General features: G+C 50.0%; 18 protein-coding genes. 3 read left to right on the top strand and 15 right to left on the bottom strand.

What is annotated here, in order from left to right:
• Positions 1-32: 32 nt before the first annotated feature.
• Positions 33-374 carry a helix-turn-helix domain-containing protein gene (locus tag C5523_RS20450; RefSeq protein WP_041852265.1) on the bottom strand — a complete coding sequence of 114 codons (342 nt, stop codon included), beginning with the start codon at positions 372-374 and terminating at the stop codon, positions 33-35.
• A gap of 423 nt (positions 375-797) precedes the next feature.
• On the opposite strand from C5523_RS20450, the gene C5523_RS20445 reads away from it, so the two are divergent.
• Positions 798-1052, top strand: coding sequence for a DUF1471 domain-containing protein (locus C5523_RS20445; protein ID WP_079497933.1), 255 nt, complete (start codon positions 798-800; stop codon positions 1050-1052).
• 41 nt (positions 1053-1093) lie between these two features.
• Here C5523_RS20445 and C5523_RS20440 read toward each other — a convergent pair whose 3' ends face one another.
• Together C5523_RS20440 and C5523_RS20435 are read right to left on the bottom strand one after the other, a co-directional pair.
• On the bottom strand, positions 1094-2533 hold the full coding sequence (locus tag C5523_RS20440) for a heavy metal sensor histidine kinase (RefSeq protein ID WP_103245841.1): 1440 nt from the start codon (positions 2531-2533) through the stop codon (positions 1094-1096).
• 9 nt (positions 2534-2542) lie between these two features.
• On the bottom strand, positions 2543-3235 hold the full coding sequence (locus tag C5523_RS20435; RefSeq protein WP_041852263.1) for a heavy metal response regulator transcription factor: 693 nt from the start codon (positions 3233-3235) through the stop codon (positions 2543-2545).
• A gap of 273 nt (positions 3236-3508) precedes the next feature.
• Here C5523_RS20435 and C5523_RS20430 point away from each other — a divergent pair, with 273 nt between their 5' ends.
• Complete coding sequence (locus C5523_RS20430; protein ID WP_108701858.1) at positions 3509-4960, top strand: MFS transporter; 1452 nt, start codon at positions 3509-3511, stop codon at positions 4958-4960.
• A 112-nt stretch (positions 4961-5072) separates the two neighbouring features.
• Here the strand turns inward: C5523_RS20430 and C5523_RS20425 are convergent, their stop codons facing one another.
• Together C5523_RS20425 and C5523_RS20420 are read right to left on the bottom strand one after the other, a co-directional pair.
• On the bottom strand, positions 5073-6371 hold the full coding sequence (locus C5523_RS20425) for an McrC family protein (RefSeq protein WP_223878729.1): 1299 nt from the start codon (positions 6369-6371) through the stop codon (positions 5073-5075).
• Positions 6368-8578: an AAA family ATPase gene (locus C5523_RS20420; RefSeq protein WP_108701857.1), complete on the bottom strand. Its 2211-nt coding sequence runs from the start codon at positions 8576-8578 to the stop codon at positions 6368-6370. Before C5523_RS20420 ends, C5523_RS20425 begins: the two co-directional genes overlap by 4 nt.
• Positions 8579-8861: 283 nt before the next feature.
• Between C5523_RS20420 and C5523_RS20410 the strand changes: the two genes are divergently transcribed.
• Positions 8862-10181, top strand: a complete 1320-nt coding sequence (locus C5523_RS20410; protein WP_108701856.1) for a diguanylate cyclase — start codon at positions 8862-8864, stop codon at positions 10179-10181.
• 281 nt (positions 10182-10462) lie between these two features.
• On the opposite strand, the gene C5523_RS20405 is transcribed toward C5523_RS20410, so the two are convergent.
• The 10 genes from C5523_RS20405 to C5523_RS20360 form a co-directional block, all read right to left on the bottom strand.
• Positions 10463-10705, bottom strand: coding sequence for a biofilm development regulator YmgB/AriR family protein (locus C5523_RS20405; RefSeq protein WP_071193947.1), 243 nt, complete (start codon positions 10703-10705; stop codon positions 10463-10465).
• Positions 10706-10972: 267 nt separating this feature from the next.
• On the bottom strand, positions 10973-13600 hold the full coding sequence (locus tag C5523_RS20400; RefSeq protein ID WP_108701855.1) for a fimbria/pilus outer membrane usher protein: 2628 nt from the start codon (positions 13598-13600) through the stop codon (positions 10973-10975).
• An 87-nt stretch (positions 13601-13687) separates the two neighbouring features.
• Positions 13688-14407: a molecular chaperone gene (locus C5523_RS20395; RefSeq protein WP_071193945.1), complete on the bottom strand. Its 720-nt coding sequence runs from the start codon at positions 14405-14407 to the stop codon at positions 13688-13690.
• A gap of 45 nt (positions 14408-14452) precedes the next feature.
• Positions 14453-15025, bottom strand: coding sequence for a fimbrial protein (locus tag C5523_RS20390; protein WP_071193944.1), 573 nt, complete (start codon positions 15023-15025; stop codon positions 14453-14455).
• Positions 15026-15277: 252 nt separating this feature from the next.
• Positions 15278-15856: a fimbrial protein gene (locus C5523_RS20385; RefSeq protein ID WP_071193943.1), complete on the bottom strand. Its 579-nt coding sequence runs from the start codon at positions 15854-15856 to the stop codon at positions 15278-15280.
• Positions 15857-15921: 65 nt separating this feature from the next.
• Positions 15922-16512, bottom strand: a complete 591-nt coding sequence (locus C5523_RS20380; protein ID WP_071193942.1) for a fimbrial protein — start codon at positions 16510-16512, stop codon at positions 15922-15924.
• Between the two features lie 56 nt (positions 16513-16568).
• Positions 16569-17156, bottom strand: a complete 588-nt coding sequence (locus C5523_RS20375; protein WP_172960908.1) for a fimbrial protein — start codon at positions 17154-17156, stop codon at positions 16569-16571.
• Positions 17157-17243: 87 nt separating this feature from the next.
• Complete coding sequence (locus C5523_RS20370; RefSeq protein WP_052249340.1) at positions 17244-17699, bottom strand: helix-turn-helix domain-containing protein; 456 nt, start codon at positions 17697-17699, stop codon at positions 17244-17246.
• A gap of 611 nt (positions 17700-18310) precedes the next feature.
• Complete coding sequence (locus tag C5523_RS20365) at positions 18311-19549, bottom strand: EAL and HDOD domain-containing protein (RefSeq protein WP_041852254.1); 1239 nt, start codon at positions 19547-19549, stop codon at positions 18311-18313.
• Positions 19550-19840: 291 nt separating this feature from the next.
• Positions 19841-21127, bottom strand: a complete 1287-nt coding sequence (locus tag C5523_RS20360) for a Zn-dependent hydrolase (RefSeq protein WP_108701854.1) — start codon at positions 21125-21127, stop codon at positions 19841-19843.
• Between the last annotated feature and the right edge of the window lie 18 nt (positions 21128-21145).

Raw genomic sequence — 21145 nt, 5'->3', positions numbered from 1 at the left:
TACAGGGGGCGGCCGGATAGTGGGTGAGGGACCTACTCCTCACCCGATTGATGATAGCGACGCCATGCGCCCGGCGGCATACTGTATTTGCGGGTAAAAACCCGGGTAAAAGTTTGCTGGGAGTCGAAGCCGTAGCGGGTGGAGATGGTGATGATCGACTCCTTTGTCACGCTCAGGTCGTGGGCGGCGCCTTCCAGCTTTTTGTTGCGAATATACACACCTAACGGAATATCAATAATCTGATGAAAGAGGCGCTGTAAATGCCATTTGGAATAACCTGCCCGGTGGGCAACATCATTAATTCGTAAAGGTTTGTCAATATTATTATCAATCCATGTCTGAATATCGAGGATAACCGATTTTTGCATGGCCATAATATATGCCCCTCTTTGCTAAATATGAATGCGCGTCGTCTCTTTGAACAGCAAGAAAAAGCGCAACATAATTGCCCGACGTATTACCCAGGAAGCTGAGTTTAAATCAGCGTGGCTGTCGTTAGCGTGACGTGAAAATGACATTTCTGTCAGGTTTGTGAACAACGCGGCGGGTGGCAAGCCCTGGCGGGTGATCGATTAATAAATGCTGAAAATACTGGCGAGTTATTTTTATATTTGTCGTATTTCAGAGGTGCGAACAAACCCTGATAATAAGAATATTTAAAGGATAAATTAAAATAAATGTATATTTTTGTTATCTGACGCATCTGTTATTTTGGCGTCAGTGAACTGACAGCCAGCCTTTCTAAAATCATTCATGTCAGCGGATATTCCTGACTATTCTCTTTGCGAGGTGGAAACATGAAGATGACGAAAGGCATTATGACCGCAATGATAGTTGGCCTGTTTTCCGCCGGTGCGCTGGCGGCGGTCCCTGTAGAGTCTGGTAGCGGTCTGCAAAAAATGGGTTCGGTCTCGGCATCGGGCGCGACAACGCTGTCTGGTTTGCATGAGGAGCTGGCGCAAAAAGCCGAAGCGGCGGGAGCAAGCTCGTATCGCATCGTGGCGGCCGGGGGCGAAAACCAGATGCACGGTGTGGCGGTTATCTACAAGTAAGTCGAAAAACAGGAGGCTTAGCCTCCTGTTTGCTTTTCTGTTCAGGCGTTTTTGAACTGTGTCTGCTCATCAAGCGCCGGTTTGTCACCTGGCGCAACAGTATCTGTTTTACCGATTGCCAGTGACAGACCAAAAGTATTGCTGCCGTTTTCACTCCGAACAAACACATCGCCACGGTGCATCAATGCGACCGCACGAACAATGGATAAACCCAGACCATGATGCGTATCGCTACGCGTGCGGGACGAGTCGATACGATAAAAACGCTCAAACAGGCGATCCAGATGTTCTGCGGCGATCGGTTCACCCACGTTGGCGACGGCTATGATCGCATGCTCATGCCGCTGGCGAATGGAAACGGTGACCGTGGTATTCGGTTTTGCATGGCGAGCCCCATTTTCCAGCAGGTTTGCCAGTGAACGGTGGAACAGCCGACGGTCGATACAGGCAATGATATCGCCTTCCACGTTGATAGTGAGGTTCTTCTCGGCAAAGGAGGGTTCGACATATTCGGCGGTTTTCCACGCCTCCTCGCGCAGCGATACCTCGGTAAGCTGGGTGGCGTGTTCCCCGGCCTGGGCATGTGAGAGAAAGAGCATGTCATTGACAATCGAGGTCATACGCGCCAGTTCTTCCAGATTGGATTCCAGTAAATCTTCCAGTTCACTGACGGAACGTTCGCGGGATAATCCCAGTTGTGTCTGGCCTATCAGGTTAGTCAGCGGTGTGCGCAGCTCGTGGGCGACGTCAGCGTTGAAACTTTCCAGTTGCCGCCAGGCTACTTCCTGGCGTTCCAGCACACCGTTGAATGCTTCCGCCAGCGTTTGCAGTTCATCCGGCAGGGTTGTGGTGTCGAGGCGCTGTCCGTGATCGCCGGGGGCAAGTTTGTGCGCCTGCTCGCTCATTGTATTCACCGGGCGCATTCCAAACCGTGCAATCATAAAACCTAATACGGCAACCAGCATCACCCCGAGGGCGGTGATCAGCAGCAGCGTGCGGGTGAACTCTTCCAGCGTGCCCATATAAGGCGTGGAATCGATGGCAATCACGTAGCGGATCGCCGGGCGTTCCCCTCGCGCCGGAATTAATTTGATCAGGATAAAGAGCGAACAGGACTCTTTCATGGCGCCCGGCGCTTCGCTAAATCCGTCGGCGAGTGTCGTCCAGTTGACCCCTTGCGGTGGCTCGCCGCCCACCTGAAAGCGGGGATCATCGCTGAGAACCCAGTACTGTACACGTCCGCCTTCCGCCGTGGTCATATCGGCGAGTTTGGTGGCGAGCATTTGCCAACTGTGCAGCGTGGTGCGCGATAGCAGCCACGGCTCCATCAGCGATTCCCTGAAAAGCAGCTCGTTGTGCATCTGTTTTTGTAAGGATTCATGCAGGGTGCTGCGCAGCAGAAAACCGATCGCCGAGACGATAAGCACAGAGGCGAGGGCAAACATTAATGCAAGGCGTCCTGAAATCGAACGTTTGAGCATAGACTGACTCTATTTAGCGGGGCTCTCGGGCCGGGTTTCAAGGACATATCCCATGCCCCGCACGGTATGCAGCAGTTTTACGGGGTAGGGGGCGTCCACTTTGGCCCGCAGACGTTTAATCGCCACCTCCACAACGTTGGCATCGCTGTCAAAATTCATATCCCACACCTGTTCCGCAATCATCATTTTGGAGAGGATTTCACCTTTATGGCGGGCGAGCAGGCTTAACAGGGCAAACTCTTTGGCTGTCAGCTCAAGACGGTCTCCGGCGCGTGAGACGCGACGGGCGAGCAGGTCGAGATGTAAATCATGGATCTGCAACTGCGTGGTGTCGGCACCATCACTGGATCGGCGGCGCAACAAGGCCTGAATACGGGCGACCAGTTCAATCAGGGAGAACGGTTTGGGAAGATAATCGTCTGCCCCCTGACGTAGCCCTTTAACCCGTTCATCGACGGAGCCACGGGCAGAAAGCATCAGCACCGGTGTGTTTTTACTGGCACGTAACCCTTTTAGCACGCTGTAACCGTCAAGACCTGGCAGCATGACGTCGAGAATGATGGCGTCATAGTCAAATTCAACCGCCAGGTGCAAACCTTCTGTACCGCTGGCGGCGACGTCAACGGTAAAACCCAGCTCGCTGAGCGCACGATAAATATAGGACGAGGTTTTTTCCTCGTCTTCGACCAGCAGAAGTCGCATTGTGCTCTTCCTTTGTCGCAAAGGACAAATGTGATGATGCTGGGGATTTTATCGCGTTATTGCCAACACCTGGCTGACATTTTACTGACATTTTTGTCAGCTTGCGCCAGAGAAAATCGACGAAGACGGAGAGCGATAAATTGCAAAATATCAATCTGCGGACAATCAACAATAAATTGGGTTATCGGACGGTTTGCATTTTTGGTATAACAACTTTCTATTCTTGTCAGACCTCTGCCAGACAGTAGAGGTTATCCATGTTGAGGACACGTTATGGCCTCGTCTGAGACAACCCAGACGCAAACGCCACGGGAAAAAGTGACCCGTTCCGGGCGGATTTCCGGGTTGGCATTGCTGGTCGCCAGCGCGTTTTTTATGGAGTTTCTTGATGGCACGGTGATTGCGACTGCCCTGCCGGACATGGCGAAAGCCTTTGGTGTTTCCGCTATCGATTTGAATATCGGTATTAGCGCCTATTTGTTGACGCTGGCGATGCTGATTCCGGCCAGCGGCTGGGTAGCGGAACGCTTTGGCGCACGGACGGTTTTTAGCCTGGCGCTGCTGATTTTTACCGTGGCGTCTTTGCTTTGCGGCCTGACAAATAACGTCACCGGGTTTGTGCTGATGCGCATCCTGCAAGGGGTGGGGGGCGCAATGATGGTGCCGGTAGGGCGTCTCGTTGTTTTGCGTACCACGCCGAAAGAGCAGTTGATTAAAGCCATCGCCACTTTGACCTGGCCTGCGCTGGTCGCGCCGATTATTGGCCCGCCGCTGGGGGGCTTTATTACTACCTATGCGAGCTGGCACTGGATCTTTTTCCTCAATGTGCCGCTGGGGTTGGTGGCTATCGTTCTGGCCTTGAAAATGATGCCGGGGCTATCGGCTGATGAAAAACGTCCGTTCGATGTGGTGGGTTTTATCGCCACAGGGCTGACCATGCTGTGCCTGGTGGCGGGGCTTGAGATGTTGAGCCAGCAGCATGTGAGCATGGTTAGCGCCGGGGCGACGCTCGCCGTTGGTCTGTTGGCGCTGGTGTGGAGTATTCATCACTTGCGCCGTGCTCCTGCGCCGCTGATTGGCCTGAGTTCGCTGTCGGTACACTCTTTCCGCGTTACGATGCGCGGCGGGTTTATTCTCCGTGCCACTATCAGTTCCGCGCCCTTTATGTTGCCCCTGATGTTTCAGGTGGGCTTCGGGATGAGCGCGTTTGAGGCCGGGTCGCTGGTACTGGCGGTCTTTGCCGGTAACCTGGCGATGAAGCCTGCCACGACGCCGCTAATTCGCCGTTTCGGTTTTAAAAAGCTTTTGATTGGCAACGGTGTTGTCTGCGTGTTGTCGCTGTTTTTCTGCGCTTTTTTAGCGCCAAATTCACCGCAGATGCTTACCCTCGCGCTGTTGTTTATCGGTGGGTTGAGCCGCTCAATGCAGTTTACCGGCATCAGTTCGCTGGCATTTGCCGAGGTACCGGCGGCAGAGATGAGCTCCGCGAACACCCTTTTTAGTACCTCGTTGCAACTGGCTAACGGCCTGGGGGTAACGCTGGGGGCGCTGAGTATTCGCGCAGGCGCGCTCATCACCGACAATCTGGGGTATGGCGATATTCAGGGGATGGCCTTTAAGCTGGGGTTTGTGATGATTGCGCTTATTACGGCGGTTGGGCTGTATGACATGACGCGCCTTGAAAGCGGGGCGGGGCGAAATGTTTCGCAGAAACCGAAGAAATAAAGAGAGGGGCAAACAGCCCCTCGCAGGCGCATCCATTGATCGTGAGTGAAAAAAACTTAGCGAGTGCTTTGGCTGCCCCCAGGATGCGTCAATTTTCGTTACATTATGGCTGTTATTTTTCTGGGTGAGCCTGCGGCTGGATAACGAGCGGCAGTGAATGGATCTCAGAAGCCATTAATTTGTCGTTCTCCAGATCATACGGCCAGACGTGCAGCATCAGTTCAGGTGAGAAGACAAAGGGTTTTAGCGGCGCGGGAAAATCCCTTGTTTTAGGGTAAATCAGCACCATCTCCCCCTGGCCTGCGAGATAGTTGTGACCGTAGGCCAGCATCTGGTAGAAATCCTGCTGCGCCAGGTCATATTTTTTGTCGCGGGCTTCGGTATTCAGACGCTTCCATTTGGTATCCAGCAGCCATTTCTTCCCGCTGTGCTCCAGTAGCAAATCCGGTTTCAGCCTGAACATGTTATTACCATCATGGGTGCAGAGGTATTCACTCGCAGCCTGAGTACGCAGATGTGCTGTCGGGGGAAGCTGTTGTTTGAGTGTTCGCGCGACATGCTGTTCAAACAGGCGTTCCATTGGAAAGAGTAGGCTTATACCGTTCGACTGCCCCTGAATCGCCAATGGCATCTGTTCCCCAAGGATGAGTTCGCACCATGGACGGACGGGCTGGTAGTGGGCAAGCAGTCGGTCGTTACGCCAGTGGGAAAAATCGAGGCGTACCTGTCGGCTGGGTAGGATCTCCTGCATGATGACGCGCAGTTCATGCGCCAGTCGCCAGTTATCGGCCTCCCTGGTCTGCTGGCACACTTTACCCAGCGCCAGACGTAGCAGCCGGTTCTCCGGCCGGTCTGGCAAAAAAAGTGTGTGACGCTGATGAAAGCGGTGCGCCCGCCCCGGTGGTTGTCGCATCTGTCGGGCCATATCGAGTTGACCCCGCAGATAAGGCTGTTCTTCCTCAACCTGCTGATAATCAAAACGTAATCCACGTTTAAGTAACCGATCAAGCGAAAGTAAAAACTGGCGCATGATCCATTCGGTGAGCGGAAAACGAAACAGTTGCAGGTCCGCTATCCCGGTTTCCCGGTAGGGCAGATTGAGTGCGGAGGCAATAAGCTTACACAGTAGCGCCCGGCTTTTTTCCGGTGAGTCTTCCTCGGCAAAATGTTTGGGCAGAATTTCAATGTCTGTGCCACATGGGGTATGAATAATGCCGACATAGCTGTCCAGCCGCAGCCAGCGGCGGTCTTCCACTTCCACCAGTCTGGCACCTTGCTTGCTGAACCCGGCCTGCAATTGGCACAGACAGTCAAAAGCGCTGGCACCGATTTGCGCACGATCGAGGGTGTCCGGCACATCCGAGGTGGTCAGGCGCGCGTGCTCGCGAACCGTTATCCACTTTTGTTTCACTCGGCCTCCCGGAGAATCAGACGATAACTCTCCAGGCACATAAAGGCCGCCTCGTTAAATTGCCAGCGTCTGTCAGTGAGTTCTGCGGCAACCTCTTTGCCAAACAGTTTTTCCAGCGACTGGCTCTCTTTGGGCGGGCAGATAAAGCGTGGCGTGCGGTTATCGGAATGATGACCGTTCAGCACCCAGTTAATACGCTGCCAGTCTTCAAAGAAGTACTCCTGCAACAGCGGAAGGACCTGGTTTTTGAAAATGGATGCCAGTGTCTGCAAAGTGGGGACTGCCTGTAGAGGCATAAAGTATGCGTGGCCCAGACAGTGGTCACGATCCAACAAGACTTCAATGCGCTGGTTGATAACACGTAATAGATCGCCGACGTTAATATCACCCTCTTCATGATAAATGACGACGTTATCCAGCCGTTCCGGCTGCGGGAGCATTTCAACAAAGGTGAAGCGGCGGCGCAGGGCGATGTCCAGCCCGGAAAGCGAGCGGTCGGCGGTATTCATGGTACCGATGATATAAAGATTGCCGGGTACGCTGAAACGTTTCTTCGAGTAGGGCAGGGTAACGCTCAGCGCTTCGCTTTGTCCCTGGCGTTTCGAGGTCTCAATCAGGGTGATGAGTTCGCCAAAGATACGGGAAATATTCCCACGGTTAATTTCATCGATAATCAGGACATGAGGGGCGGGGGCTGTTTTTTGTGACTCAGCTAAATTGAATCCAACATCACGCAGGTCATTGAGTAAGTCAGAAGCAACAATACGACGCAGAGGATACATAGTTTTCGGACGTAACATACAATCGCCGTTCTGCTTGCGGATATCATAGCGGATATCTTTAAGCAGCCAGTTCACAGGGAGCACATGTTGATAATCTTCACGTACGCCTTGTGGGACGTCCTCCTGATAAAAATAGGATCCTGTTACAACGCCCATGGCACAGATTTCTGTTTGGCTGGCAAGGCAGAGAATAATGTCTCCCTCTTTTGCCGTCTGACTGAAATAGGTGAGGGAATTGCGATCTTGTGGGCCTAATTTGTGTTCTGAAGCATTCAAATTCGCTGAGCGCAAATCGCCAACATGACCCCAGCCAATGCGTGCTTCGTTGTGGCGAAAACAATAATCACGCGTATAGCCGCTGGAATTTACTTCTTCAATTGATAATTTCCAGACTTGTGGTGTTTCATCAATGCCCAGTTTGATTTCGGCTGAACGATCGCGCCTGGCCTGAATACACGCTTTTTTGAATATGCCATCTTCTATACGGTATTTGAGCTGGCTGCCCTCATCTGTAGCGTCTTCCTCAATATCCGCGCGAATACCTTCGACAAAATCTTCGTAGCTAAAGCTTTGGTGGAAGGTGACGAAATCGATATGTCCTGCATCTGCCAGTTCATCAAAACGTGCTTTGAGCAGGTGGCGCTCGTCGCGATGGGCATCCAGAAAGACGGGGTCGAGGATGGTCAGTGCGTGGTTAACCGTATTCCAGGTCTTGCCGGTTCCCGGAGGACCATAAAGGATCTGATTTAATGCAGTGACAGGCTGGTCGAGGGCGGTCTTGCCCTCGTCAACGGTAATGTCATCCAGACTTTGCGGGCGATCATCGTCTTTTTCTGCCTCACTTTCTTTCCACAGAGCCAGACCGTATTCAATCAGTGATTTGTTGCCTCGTTCAGCAAGCAGTTTGCGATAGGCTTCGGAGTGAGTGAGATATCGATTCCCTGGCAATAAGCTCTGTAACGCCTGCAGTTTGTAAATCGACAATACGCACGGATGTGCATGATCCTGGTAGAGAAAAGCGAGCTTCCATTTTAAGGCAACTTCAAAGTCAAGGTTCTCGATGGTTTCTGTGTCGCCTGTCTGGGCCGCATGAGCGATGGCCAGGATGTGAGCTTTGATGGCGGCGAACGCTTCTTCTGCCGTGTGACCGTATTTATTTTTCCAGGAATAGCGGCTATCAGATGAGATAAAACCACGCTCACCTTTGGCCTCAGCTTTGCGCTCGTAAATACCAAATTTCGAGGCATCGCCGCCTTTAATCGACCCCAGAAAACGACCTTCACCAAACTCCAGCCAGTAAGCCAGCGTATTTTTATCGCCCAGGCAAATGTACTGTTCAAGCGTCAGGTTTTGCAGTGCGGAAAGGGGCCACTTGATGTGAAAATCCGCCAGTATCTTTTCTCGTTGTTCTGCTGTAACGGTCATAGCACTCTCCATCCCATGGGTAAAACAGTTGAGTCATTATGCACAGGTGCCCTGACAGGCTGTGTCACTCTATTTTTAGAGCGAATATTTAATAGGACGCTCTTTTATTACCGGGCCCGTTTCAGTTTTTTCTTCGTTGTTATCGTTACAGCGAATTAGTAAAACGTTAACATTTACTGTATCAATGATAGTGAGTTTAGCGCTTCGCTGAAACGTGTAGTCAGGCGTCAACACCACTTTGCCCTTGCTGTCCGGGCGGTTTTTGGACATGCGGATAACATTCATGAACGATAAAAAAAAGCCGTCGCCTCTCCAGGATGTGGATGTACAGCATCTGTATGATTTATTGAATCAAAATTCGGATTGGGTATGGGAAGTGGATGCGCAAGGACGTTATACCTGGGCCTCCGATGTGGTCACCAGCTTGCTCGGCTATCCCCCGAGTGAAGTCATTGGTAAGACGCCATTCGATTTTATGCCCCCCGGCGAGGCCGAACGCGTTGGACGCGCTTTTATGGAGATCGTGCAAGAGAAAAGGGCTTTTTCAGGCCTGGTGAATCGTAATCAGCGTGCCGATGGGCGCATTGTGGTACTGGAAACCAGCGGCGTTCCCCTTTTTGATGAAAACGGTGAATTACGCGGCTATCGGGGTGTGGATCGTAATATCTCGACCCTTGGCGAGCGCGTACTGCAACTGGAAACTATCTACGACACCACCCCCGTGGCGCTGTGTATGATTGACCGTCATGGCCGCCTGGTGATGTCGAATAAAGCGATGAACCATCTGCTGCATAATGACGGGCATGAGCTTGCGGAGAGCTATCTTTCCGAGCATATGCCAGAGTTCTGGCATCTTTTCGAGGAAGATTTTGCGCTGGCAGACATGGGCGAGGCCATTCCCCGTCGTGAAATGATCTGGCATGACCGCTGCTACGATGCGCAATCTATTGCTGTGACAGATGCGAGCAGTAATGTTGTGGGGCTGTCGATTACCTGGGTGGATATCACCGCGCGTCGTCAGGCTGAACAAAAACTGGCGGGCGCGAACCTGGTGTTACAGCGGCATGCTCAGCATGATCACCTGACCGGCTTGTTTAATCGCCGGTATATGGATGAGTGCCTGCTGACGGAAGTCACACGTTCTTATCACGGCCACTTTCCGCTCTCGATCTGTCTGGTGGATATCGACTTTTTTAAACTCTATAACGACAGCCAGGGACATCAGGCGGGCGATGAATGCCTGCAAATCGTGGCGAAGGCGCTGGTTACTTCCCTGGTTCACCCGGATGCCAATGTCAGCCGCTATGGTGGGGAAGAGTTTCTGGTGATATTACCGGATACCAATAAATCGGCTGCATTATCGATTGCCGAGCGTCTGCGTAAGCAAATCAACGCGCTGAAATTGCCGCATGCCGCAAGCCCGATGGGTTTCTTAACGATCAGCATTGGTGTGGCAACGCTCGATTGTGAGAGCATCTTTTCTGAGGACAAGCCGCAACATATGATTGCCAGCGCGCTGATCGGTAAAGCCGATACTGCGCTGTATGCGGCGAAAAAGCAGGGACGTAATCGGGTGGTTGCTGCGGACACACATGCAGGGTGAGTCGATACCGATCGACGGTTCAAAAAATACCCCTTCTGAAGATAAATCCATGGCTTCAGAAGGGGAGACCATATGGCCATTCGTTACAAAAGCCTCTTAAAAATAATTAGCGTGATTATAAAAGCCATATGTATAAATATTTTTCATGGATAATGATGATGAGCACTAATCTCTTATAAAAAGTGTGGCTTCTGCGTGTTGCGGGAAAAGGGGAGTGGTCGGACCCGGAATAATGTAGAAAAAAACCTCCACCCGCATGTGGAGGAAACGAGACGCAGAGCTTAGATATCATCCGGCGTGGCATGCACCACGCGTTCGAGTGCACTTCGGTAAATTTCCAGTTTTGCCATGTCTTTTTCGGTTTCCAGCCTGACCAGCAACTCCAGAATAATGTCCTTATTTGTGGCCATGGATTTACGGGCCAATAGCGCGGTGCGGATCCTGGCAATAATCTGCTGCCCGGTATCGTTAGTGTCCAGATGCGGGGCTGCGGGGGATTCAATATCCATTTCATGAACGCTCATCAACAAATGCACCTGTCAAAAAGAGGCTGATTTCTTTCCCACGATGGCGGGAGTGTTTCGTTTTGCCTGATAAAAGTAGACAGGGAAGGGTATCTTTACAAATGGGAACACTATAAAAATGCAGTTAATTTTCATCTATTAATATAACGTGAAGTTATATAAAGTGCGGTGTTGTTGAAAGCATATATAACTTATTGTTAATAAAAGAAAAGCATCCATAGCGGCAACTATGGATGCTTTGACGAAAACCGTTTGCTGCGCTTTCGCTTACTGAGCGCTGGCCAGTTCGGTGTTTGGACCTTTAGTTATCGGGCCTTGCACCGGCAGACATGGACTGGTGAACTGCTGGATATGGCTGGTCTGGGCATCGCTTTTCGTTGGCGCCAGCATATAGTTCACTTTACAGCTTGCATCGGTGCTATTGCCCCATTTTACCAACAGCGTGCCTTTGTCTTCCTTGACGCGGGCATAGATTGCCCCGGTCTGGTTTACGACCCCGATAGAGGTATTGTTTTCATCAAGAACCTCTGCCCCGAAAGGTAAGTTTTCGCCGCCAAAAGAGGTGGCAATCAGTACCGGTGTCCCTTTGTTGGTGTTGAATTTCACTTTCACTACAGCGCCCGCACGCGGCGCGATTCGTTGCGCCGTATTATCAAATTCTACGTCCAGTGACGAACCTTCCGGGTCAATGGCGACCTGGTTCATCTGATACGCAGACAACGACGGGAAGAGGGCATAACCGAAGCTGTCGACGCTAGTACCTGCGTAACCGCTAAGTTTGGCGCCTTTCGCGTTTTTCGCTTCCACCAGCGCATAGGTGTCACTGTTATAAGGGGTAAAGGTCACCCCGCCGGAGTGTGCTACCAGAGCGCCAGAGAAACCCAGCGACATACTGTGGTAACCACTGCCTGTGCTATAACCACCATTCACCGTCGCTATGCTGCCTGTCATGCCGCCGCTGATGTTACCTGATGTGCCACCCTGGTCGTGTGAGGCGGTAAGGTTATAGTTATATTTGCCGTCTTTGCCCATAGAGCCAGACAACATGGCCTGCTCAGACTTGCCGCCATTATTATCCTGGTTGTAGTTCAGGCTGAAATAAGGGGCCTGCGTTTCCCAGCTTTCCCAGAGAGGGAAAGAGACGTTAAAGTACCAGGATGTCTGATCACGTCCGTCGTTGGTTTTACTGCGACCAACGTTGATGCTGTAATTCATCCGCTTCCAGTTATTGGAGTAGCCTATCTGGTACTGTTTGTTATAGCCCTTCTTGTCACTGTTCCAATAGTTTTCCAGCGTGGCACTGACGAACAGGCTGCCCCATTTTTCGGGTAATCCCTGGTTAAAGCTCACGTTAAAACGGTTTTTCGAGCGCCAGATGCTATTGGGATCGTAGCCGTTTGCCACCACTTCACGGGTTTGTAAGGCGGTTAAAAGTTCCATATAGCCTGCCGTTGAGTAGCGGTAGGCGGCAAGGGTTACGTTACTGTTGGTTTCACTGAACAGTTTGCTGTAGCTAATACGGTAGCTCTGGCCGGTTTTCTTGCCGCCAGCCCGGTTACCCAACTGGCTGATAGCATGGGTGGCATCAACGCTGATGGCACCCGCTATGCTGCCTGTCGCCAGCCCAAGCTGATAAGCCTGATAATGCTCGCTTACCTGTGCCCCGGCATAGCCAGTGAAAATATTCGTCAGGCCGCGCGTATAGGTGGCTTCATAGAACATGGGGTCATCAGAGACGCCAGCGTTGCGCAATTTGCCCGCAGTGACGCTATAGCGTTGGGAGCCGGGGCGCAGCAACTGGGCGACAGAGGCGTAGGCAATGGTGTATTGCTGGGTGCTGCCGTCGGCTTCCTGTATGGTGACTTCCAGATCACCACCGTAACCTGCAGGGTAGAGATCGTTAATAACGAAGGCGCCGGGGGTGACGGTCGTTTCATAGATAATATTGCCTAGCTGCTTAACGGTGACTTTGGCATTGGTTTTGGCCACACCGCGAATATCCGGTGCGTAACCGCGCTGTGATTCCGGAAGCATACGTTCGTCACTGGCGATTTGCGCGCCTGTGAAGGGCAATGAGCTGAACAGTTGCCCGGTAGTGTTATATTCACCAACAACCGCACGGCCGCGAATAGCATTAATGTCACGCTGTAAGTAGCTATTAGAGACCTGGTATTCGCCGCCCATGCCATCCTGCCAACTATAAGAGCCGTTGTGGCGGAAGTACCAGGCACCGATATTTAACCCGGCATTAAGCGAGGCATAGACAGAACGGTTGTTGCCACCGTTGCTGTATTTTGAATCGTAGGCGTTTGCATAGTAGCCGAAGAGGAGCGCCGGAACGCCGCTATCCCACAGTTCCGGGTTGACCGTACCGCGGGCAATACGGTTGACGTATACCTGCGGTACCTCGATGTAAAGCTCCTGCTTGTTACTGTCAAATTCGAACTTGGCCTCTGGAATAATTTTTTCCAGATTGGCGCAAGTTGCCGGGGTCGCGAGCGCCTGGCGCATTTCAGACGGCAGATTGTCTTCGTTAAAGTTGATAAGCTCAATCAGGCGCGGTGTCAGGCACGGGTAAACTTGCCGGTCGTCGTCGGCTTTGAATTCCACCTCTTCATTGGCCGCTTCTGCGCCGTTGATAAAGATACTCACCCGATAGATACCGGGTGAGGCGCTAGAACCAAAGGAGAAACGGCTCAGGTCGACTTTACTGCCGCTATCCAGACGTAACAGGTCGGATTCAAATTCCACAACGTTGCGTCGTGCATAGTCGCGGGGTTTATCGTCTTGCGCTTCCGCAATACCGACCGGGAACGCTATCATTAACATTAAAGCCAGTGGCGATAACCGAGCTTTAAACAATAATGGGTGATAGCGTACGGTGGATATTTTCATAATAACTCCCGAAAAGTCTTCGTCCCTGAATGCATTTTTATTTTTGTGATAAAAACATTCTTCGTTAATTATTTGTGCCGCCGGATATTATGGTTTGGCTTTAAATTCGGTATAGCCGCCATAATCGTTCACCGTGGTATAACTTAATTGGTTTATACTGGTTATTGAACTGTCCTGAATTTCATGAAATTCCGTCGCGCCGGGCGCAATCATTTTGCCTTTGGTGGCCATTTTTTTACCGCCAGAGGTAAATATAATATTGACCAGGGAAACGTAGAATTTCGATGAATTGGTCACTTCTACGCCGCCGCTTTTCATTTTCCAGTGCAGCGTTTCCATTGCGTCCGCTGCTGAACCAGGAAGATCATTCGGACGGTAGAACAATTTTATACGTGAACGAAAAGCAATATTAAGCTTACTTTTCTCGTCCATGTCTTTAGCTTTTGCCGGGACTTCCAGCACGTTTAAGTAAAATACAGACTCGCGGTCTGTTGGCAGTGTCGCCGAGCCCAAGTAACTGATACGCAAGGTTTGCGCTTTACCTGCGTCAATGCGATTAATTGGCGGCGTCAAAATAAAAGGGGTATTTTGACTGGCGGCATCATCCGGGTTTCCGCTATCAATCCAGCTTTGTATTAATACTGGGTTGTTATTTTGATTGGATACCGTCACCGTGACTTCTTTTTTTCCGGCTGGGTAAACTACGCGTGTGCCATCTAGCACAATACTGGCGTTGGCAATATTACCAAGACCCGTCATCAATATTGCTCCTAGTGCAACGGAGATAATTTTGGCGTAATAAGACATATCCAGTTCCTTTGGAAAAAAGGGGGGAAGCCCCCCTGTTTTTAATTATTGGTAAGCTAACTCATAAACAGCAACGCCCTTCACGAGACCCGCTGTCGCCGCTCCAGAACCGTTGTTTTTATAGCGCACGCTATACTTCATGGTGGCTGAGGTGGCATTTGCAGCAACGGTGGTAAATTTATAGCCAGTATCGCTAATGGATTTACCTAACGGCACGGCAACACCGCTTGCAAAGTCCACCAGCTCAAGGCCAACGTTGGTTGCTGCTGTTGTGCCTGTTTCCTTGTTTTTCAGCGTTGAGGTGGCTGTATCGATGTTTGCGGAGTTATCCGGGAAGTACGCGGTCACGCCAAACGCGGTCGCGGAGGAAGTACAACCGGTCAGATCTAATGTGAAATCCTCGGAACCAGCCGTAGAGCCTACGGTCGCCAGATAGCTTTTCGGTACGGTTCTTAATGTTACGGTGCCGGTAGCACTGGCACTGCCGTTCAGTACAACCTGGCAGGTCTGGTCAGAGATTTTACCGGTAAAAGTAATGGTACCGCCAGTTGCTGCATTTGCGACATTCGCCAGAGACATTGCGGAGGCAATAGAGGCGACTAACAGAATCTTTTTCATAAATATTCCCTTTGATATGAACTTACTCGTTGTGAATGATAATTATCAGCAATAATTACCGCTGCGTAATTATCAATTTCTTATTAAGTACTTCAGGATGAATAACTGCGATATCCTTTTTCTACCTAATGCTTTCCCTACTTTCCAATTATGTATTTATGGAATGGTTTTGTACTGCAAAAATCATTTGTAATATAATTCGTAAATAGCAATACCCCTGACCTTACCCGCTGTTACTGGGCCCGCTATAGCTTATTGATAGGCTAATTCGTATACTGCCATGCCTTTAACTTTGCCCGGTGTGACCGCTGTGTCCCATCTTATATAGCTCACGCTATACCTCAGGGTAGTCGACGTTGCGCCCGCATCAACCGTCGTATATCGATAGCTTTCATCAGTAACGGGTTCTCCCAATCTGATCTCTTTCTCACTTGTTCCGAACGTTTGATATATTGTCAGGTAAACCCCTTGTGCTGCCGTTACACCTGTTTCCAAATTTTTTAAGAAGCTATAATAGTTGTCCATTTTTTCTATATAAGCAGTAGGTGGGAAATAGGCCAATATGCCAAATGCGGTAGAGCCAGCCTTACAGCCATTTACTTTTAATGTAAAAACTGTCTTTCCTGTCTCGCTAAACTTTTCTGGTAATCTTTCTTTTGGCACGGTTGGTAATGTTACCGTCCCGCTTGCACTACCGTTGTTCAGTACAACCTGACAGGTCTGATCGTTGAGTTTACCGCTAAAATTTACCGTGCCGCTGGTGGCGGCATTGGCGGCATTTACCAGAGATATTGCCGCAGTGACTGATGCCATTAAAAGTAATTTTTTCATCGATATTCTCTTCGATATGTTCCTGTCGTTTTAAATGATCATCGGTTATGCGTTTTATCTTTTGGTTATTGATAGGCTAATTCGTAAATGGCGATACCTTTGACTTTACCGGCTGTTGCGGGAGAACTGCCCGTAGTACGGTAGTTAATGTAATTTACGTTGTATTCAAGGGTCGCAGACGTTGCATTGGCGGCAACGGTAGTATATTGGTAGCTGGAATCAGTAATTGATTTTCCTAAATTGATCTGCTTCTCGGTAGTGCCGTCTTTTTTATATATTGTAAGCATAACCCCATCGGCTGCCGTTGAGCTGCTTTCCATATTTTTCAGGAAGCCATAAGCAGAGGTGGTTTGTATATATGGACTATTAGGGAAATAAGCCAATACACCAAATGATGTTGTGCTGGCCTTACAGCCGGTTAACTTTAATGTAAACGGTGTCTTACCAGCCTGAGCATACCTCGTGGCGAGCTTTTCTTTTGGCACCGTTGGCAATGTCACCGTACCGCTTGCACTGCTACTGTTGTTCAGTACAACCTGACAGGTCTGGTCGTTGAGTTTACCGTTAAAGTTTACCGTACCGCTGGTAGCTGCACTGGCGGTATTTACCAGAGATATTGCTGCTGTGACAGACGCCACTAAAAGTAATTTTTTCATCACTATTCCCTTTGGTATATTACTATTCCGTAAGTTAATTATTGGTGACATATCTTCTATTGATACGCTAATTCGTAAATGGCGATACCTTTGACTTTGCCAGGTGTTGTGTCGTACTGAGAGCCACTGGCCCAACCGTTTTTGTATCGCACTGCGTAATACATAGTCACCGATGTAGCACCAGCGGCAACGATGGTATATTTATAGCTGGCATCAGTAATTGGCTTTCCTATTCTTAAAGGCGTCTCGGTGGTACCGTTTTTTTGAAGTATTTCAAGGACGACACGTTCGGCAGCCGTTGTGCCCGTTTCTAGATTTTTTAAAAAACCGCCACTATCTGTATACGCAGTCGCAGGAAAGTAGGCGGTCACGCCAAATGTGGTCGAACTTGCCTTACAGCCGGTTAATGTTAATGTAAACGGTGTTTTTCCTGCTGTACGCCCACCGCCACTTGTCAGTAGCTCTTTCGACACGGTGGGTAATTGCACCGTACCGCTTGCGCTGCTTCCGTTATTCAGCACAACCTGGCAGGTCTGGTCGTTGAGTTTACCGCTAAAGTTAACCGTACCATTAGTGGCCGCGTTGGCGGTATTTACCAGAGATATTGCTGTTATAACCACCGGCACTAAAAGTAAGCTCTTCATCGATTTTCCCTTCGATTTAACCCTGTCCATTAGTTAATCATTGATGATACTTTCGAGTAAAAGTTTTAATTTAAGTTGTGATGTTTTCTACTCAATCATTCTGCTCATGGATGATTCAAAGGTCTTTGTACGCTGTAATGGATACTCTGCGCCGTTTTTAGAGAACTGCCTGCGCTTACAGTAGAGTTCCATCACCATTTCGTTAGCGATCATGTAGCCTTTGCCGGTAATACGCATAATAAAGTTATCCGGCAGACCAACCAGCGCCAATTTATTTTTCAGATTATGCATCACCTGCCACAAACGCTGGCTGGAACAGCTCAGCCCGTTATTTTCCCAGACCTGGATTTGCAGGGTTTTATCCGGGACAATTTCACCAACGGCATGTGCCAACAGGTACTCCAGCAGGTTTGCCATGGTTGGTCTGAGGTATTCAACCGCTTTTCCCGGTGTTTCGGGGAGCAGTAGACATCTTTTAAACGGCAGGAACTCAACTTCGTTGCGTTCGCCAAGACGATATCCATACACTGTGAGTTTGACCATTGTCCTTAATCTTCCTTCTCATCCTGGAAGGGCTGATTAAGACTGACTGGCGCTCCTGCCTGCTTAATCATAATTCTTCTCTGTGTTGCTGACGGGGTGAATGTTATTGATTTTTCCGTTCGTTAATCAACTTTATTTCATTAAACCATAGAATCAAGGTGGAATACTAAGTTATTGACTATTCCTAGTGTAAAATTTTATTGATCTTGTAACAAGCGAAGCTTTGTATGGCGAGATTGATTTTAATCGTGTCTGAACTCACAAAATCTTCATCCTTTTATACTAAAATAATTATCCTGTTTTTTAGCCTATTAATGGATTTTAATTCGAATTGTTTTGTTTGTGTTAATAATTAAATGGGGTAAATAAATGGGGATTATATTGGTATTCAATGTATTGATGTGTTGAATATATTTCAGGGGCAGTAAAGAATAGCGATTCCCGTAATAATTAGGAAGCGAAAACAGAGTGAATAGCATTTTTGATCCATTAGTGTGAATAGAAGTTGTACATCTATTTATTAATGAAATAGAAACGAGCGTTGTGGGAGTGGCAAAGAGGTGGGTTTGTAAAACATGTTTCAATGCGAACTGCTTACAAACCCGGGGGAGTTAGCTGGTAATTCCCGTTGGGATATCATCTGCCCACTGTGTTGCCGTGGTGATCAATTCAGCCACCACGCTGCGGTTAAAGCCGAGCCGATGGCCCAGCGCGCTGACATCTTCCCATTTATGGTTTTCATACAGTTGCGCCAGGTGCAGATAAGGATAGAGCGGGCCACGTTTCTCTTTAAGCGCCATCATTACATTGCTTGAGACGTCAATCTGGCCAATCAAATCCGCCATCGGCATTTCGAAAATATCGTCCAGTTGCGAGAACAGGCCCACAATAAAGGCATCGTCCGATGAATGACGGCTGATGGAACGGGCGGCAGCCAGCTCGCAGAACTTTCCGCGAATCAGGCAGCGGTGGTAGATTTCATCGGTCTTGCCGACATTCACCGACGTCAGGCAAGCCACCAGCACGAACCGGCGTAGCTCATTGGCGCCAAGATAAAAGATGATGTCTTTGAGCGACTGGCTGCGAAAGTTTTTAATGCCGCGCGCGTTGAAGACGATGTTCTGCGCATAACGCATCAGCTTGAAAGAGAGCGCAAGATCCTGTTTTAGCAGCGCTTCGATTCTGGCGAAGTCCGGTGAGTCAGTGTTCACTTCCTTCATCAGCTTTAAGGTTACGGACTGATTCTGGATAAGCTTGTTGTTAGCGTGAATGACCGGCTTGCTGAAAAAGTGCCCCTGAAAGAGGGTGCAGCCGAGGTTGCGGTAGCACTCATACTCTTCCTGCGTTTCAACCTTCTCGGCCAGAAAGACTGTGCCCTTGAGCAGCTCGGCTTTGCTTTCAATGTACTCTTTGATCTCTTCCGGCGTGCTCATGCGCACATCAAATTTGATGATGCTGACATAGGGCAGAAAATCGTTCCATGTATCGCCGAGTTCGAAATCGTCCAAGGCGATACGAAAACCGTGCTGATAAAGCTGTTTTACGGTCTTAAGCAGGCGTGGCGTGGGTTCAGCCGTTTCGAGTATTTCCACAATCACGCGATCTTTGGGCAAGGTCTCCGCCATGCCCTGTATTAACAGTTCATAGGGGAAGTTAACGAAGATCGCGCTGTATTCCTTGAGACGGCCCAGCGGCGCACCAAGAAATTGTTCTACGATAATTTGGGCAGTGGCATATTCCGGAGTAACGTCGGGAAACCGGTTCGTCATGCTGTCTCTGAACAACAGCTCATAACCGACTGTGTTCATATTTTCGTCAAAAATCGCCTGGCGGGCGACAAAAGAAAACATTGGATACTCCATACAGATGCCTGTAGATATCAAAACCCGGTTAAACAGGTATGTAACCGGTTAATCCCCCAGCATTTTCTCTTACCGATGAAAGGGAAGCCTGGACGAAAATGGCAAAGACGCATGTGGGTCTTACAGAAGGCAGTATCTTTTGTAAACTTCTTAGGGACTTAAGTCAAATCCCATCTACGTTTACAGGGCATTATTGAACCGGTTTTCTGAAAAAATGTTCAGTTCGCTAAAAAAATAACCCGATTGCCTGCAACCGGGTTTTTAATGAGGGGAACCCGGTTATGACCGGGAGACAACTCCGGCTTTTTCCAGCATAGCGTGTAACAAGACATTTGCCCCGGCCGTGACCTGTTCCGGCGCGGAATATTCTATCTCATTGTGACTGATGCCATCTTTGCAGGGAATAAAAATCATGCCAGCAGGTGCGAGCATACTCATATACACCGCGTCATGTCCGGCGCCTGAGACAATATCCATAGAAGAGTAGCCTAATTTTTGCGCTGCCCGTCGTACGGCCTCTTTACAATCCGGGTGGAAAGGCGCGGCAGGGTAGTGGGAGACCTGTTGCAGCGCTACGCTCAGCCCGGTTTGTTGTTCAATCTGTGCAATGTACGCTTTTAAGGCCGCATCCATTTTGTCCACCTCGGCGTCGGTCATATTGCGAAAGTCGATGGAGAATTTCACACTGCCGGGCACGACGTTGCGGCTGTTAGGATGCACCTGCACCATGCCCACGGTCCCGCGTCCGTGAGGCGCAAATTGCCCGGCAATATTGACTACTTCCTGCATGATATGTGTGGCAACTTGCAGGGCGTCTTTGCGCATCGCCATGGGCGTTGGTCCGGCGTGGGACTCCATCCCCGTGACGGTACAGTCATACCAGCGAATACCGAGCACTGCCTGCACCACGCCGATGGTGATGTCCTGATCTTCAAGGATGGAGCCTTGCTCGATATGGGCTTCAAAATAGGCGCCGATAGGGTGGTCGCCCGGTACAACGTCACCCGTATAACCAATTTTGAACAGCTCATCTTTCACCGATTTTCCTTCGGTGTCGGTTGCGGCATAGGCTGTCTCCAGCGGGAAGATGCCCGCGAAGACGCCGGAGCCCATCATGACCGGCACAAAGCGTGAGCCTTCTTCGTTAGTCCAGAAAACCATCTCTACCGGCGCTTCGGTTTCAATACCGCGATCGTTCAGGGTACGAATAACTTCCAGTGCCGAGAGCACGCCAAAGTTGCCGTCGAACTTGCCCCCGGTTGGCTGGGTGTCGATATGGCTACCGGCGACAATCGGTTTTAGAGCATTGTTGCGGCCTGGGCGGCGCATGAAGACATTGCCGATCTGATCTATTTCGACCGTCAACCCGGCCGCTTTGCCCCAGCCGACGACCAAATCTCGACCCTGACGGTCGAGGTCGGTCAGCGTTAAGCGGCAGACTCCGCCTTTGGGGGTAGCGCCAATTTGCGCGAGGTCCATTAACGATTGCCACAAACGCTCGCCATGAACCCGCAGGTCACTGATATCGATGCTGTTCGTATCTGGTGAAATGACTTCACTGCTCATGATTCTTTCCTCAATGTC

The sequence above is a fragment of the Phytobacter sp. SCO41 genome (assembly GCF_003073275.1).
GTDB lineage: Bacteria > Pseudomonadota > Gammaproteobacteria > Enterobacterales > Enterobacteriaceae > Phytobacter > Phytobacter diazotrophicus.
The sequence above is the reverse complement of the archived record's forward strand: the minus strand, read 5'-3'. Positions and strand labels throughout refer to the sequence as shown.

Bases quoted from the DNA above. Each gene is read 5' to 3' on its own strand.
- C5523_RS20450 (WP_041852265.1), bottom strand. From the start codon at position 374: ATGGCCATGCAAAAATCGGTTATCCTCGATATTCAGACATGGATTGAT.
- C5523_RS20445 (WP_079497933.1), top strand. From the start codon at position 798: ATGAAGATGACGAAAGGCATTATGACCGCAATGATAGTTGGCCTGTTT.
- C5523_RS20440 (WP_103245841.1), bottom strand. From the start codon at position 2,533: ATGCTCAAACGTTCGATTTCAGGACGCCTTGCATTAATGTTTGCCCTC.
- C5523_RS20435 (WP_041852263.1), bottom strand. From the start codon at position 3,235: ATGCGACTTCTGCTGGTCGAAGACGAGGAAAAAACCTCGTCCTATATT.
- C5523_RS20430 (WP_108701858.1), top strand. From the start codon at position 3,509: ATGGCCTCGTCTGAGACAACCCAGACGCAAACGCCACGGGAAAAAGTG.
- C5523_RS20420 (WP_108701857.1), bottom strand. From the start codon at position 8,578: ATGACCGTTACAGCAGAACAACGAGAAAAGATACTGGCGGATTTTCAC.
- C5523_RS20410 (WP_108701856.1), top strand. From the start codon at position 8,862: ATGAACGATAAAAAAAAGCCGTCGCCTCTCCAGGATGTGGATGTACAG.
- C5523_RS20405 (WP_071193947.1), bottom strand. From the start codon at position 10,705: ATGAGCGTTCATGAAATGGATATTGAATCCCCCGCAGCCCCGCATCTG.
- C5523_RS20400 (WP_108701855.1), bottom strand. From the start codon at position 13,600: ATGAAAATATCCACCGTACGCTATCACCCATTATTGTTTAAAGCTCGG.
- C5523_RS20395 (WP_071193945.1), bottom strand. From the start codon at position 14,407: ATGTCTTATTACGCCAAAATTATCTCCGTTGCACTAGGAGCAATATTG.
- C5523_RS20390 (WP_071193944.1), bottom strand. From the start codon at position 15,025: ATGAAAAAGATTCTGTTAGTCGCCTCTATTGCCTCCGCAATGTCTCTG.
- C5523_RS20385 (WP_071193943.1), bottom strand. From the start codon at position 15,856: ATGAAAAAATTACTTTTAATGGCATCAGTCACTGCGGCAATATCTCTG.
- C5523_RS20380 (WP_071193942.1), bottom strand. From the start codon at position 16,512: ATGAAAAAATTACTTTTAGTGGCGTCTGTCACAGCAGCAATATCTCTG.
- C5523_RS20375 (WP_172960908.1), bottom strand. From the start codon at position 17,156: ATGAAGAGCTTACTTTTAGTGCCGGTGGTTATAACAGCAATATCTCTG.
- C5523_RS20370 (WP_052249340.1), bottom strand. From the start codon at position 17,699: ATGGTCAAACTCACAGTGTATGGATATCGTCTTGGCGAACGCAACGAA.
- C5523_RS20365 (WP_041852254.1), bottom strand. From the start codon at position 19,549: ATGTTTTCTTTTGTCGCCCGCCAGGCGATTTTTGACGAAAATATGAAC.
- C5523_RS20360 (WP_108701854.1), bottom strand. From the start codon at position 21,127: ATGAGCAGTGAAGTCATTTCACCAGATACGAACAGCATCGATATCAGT.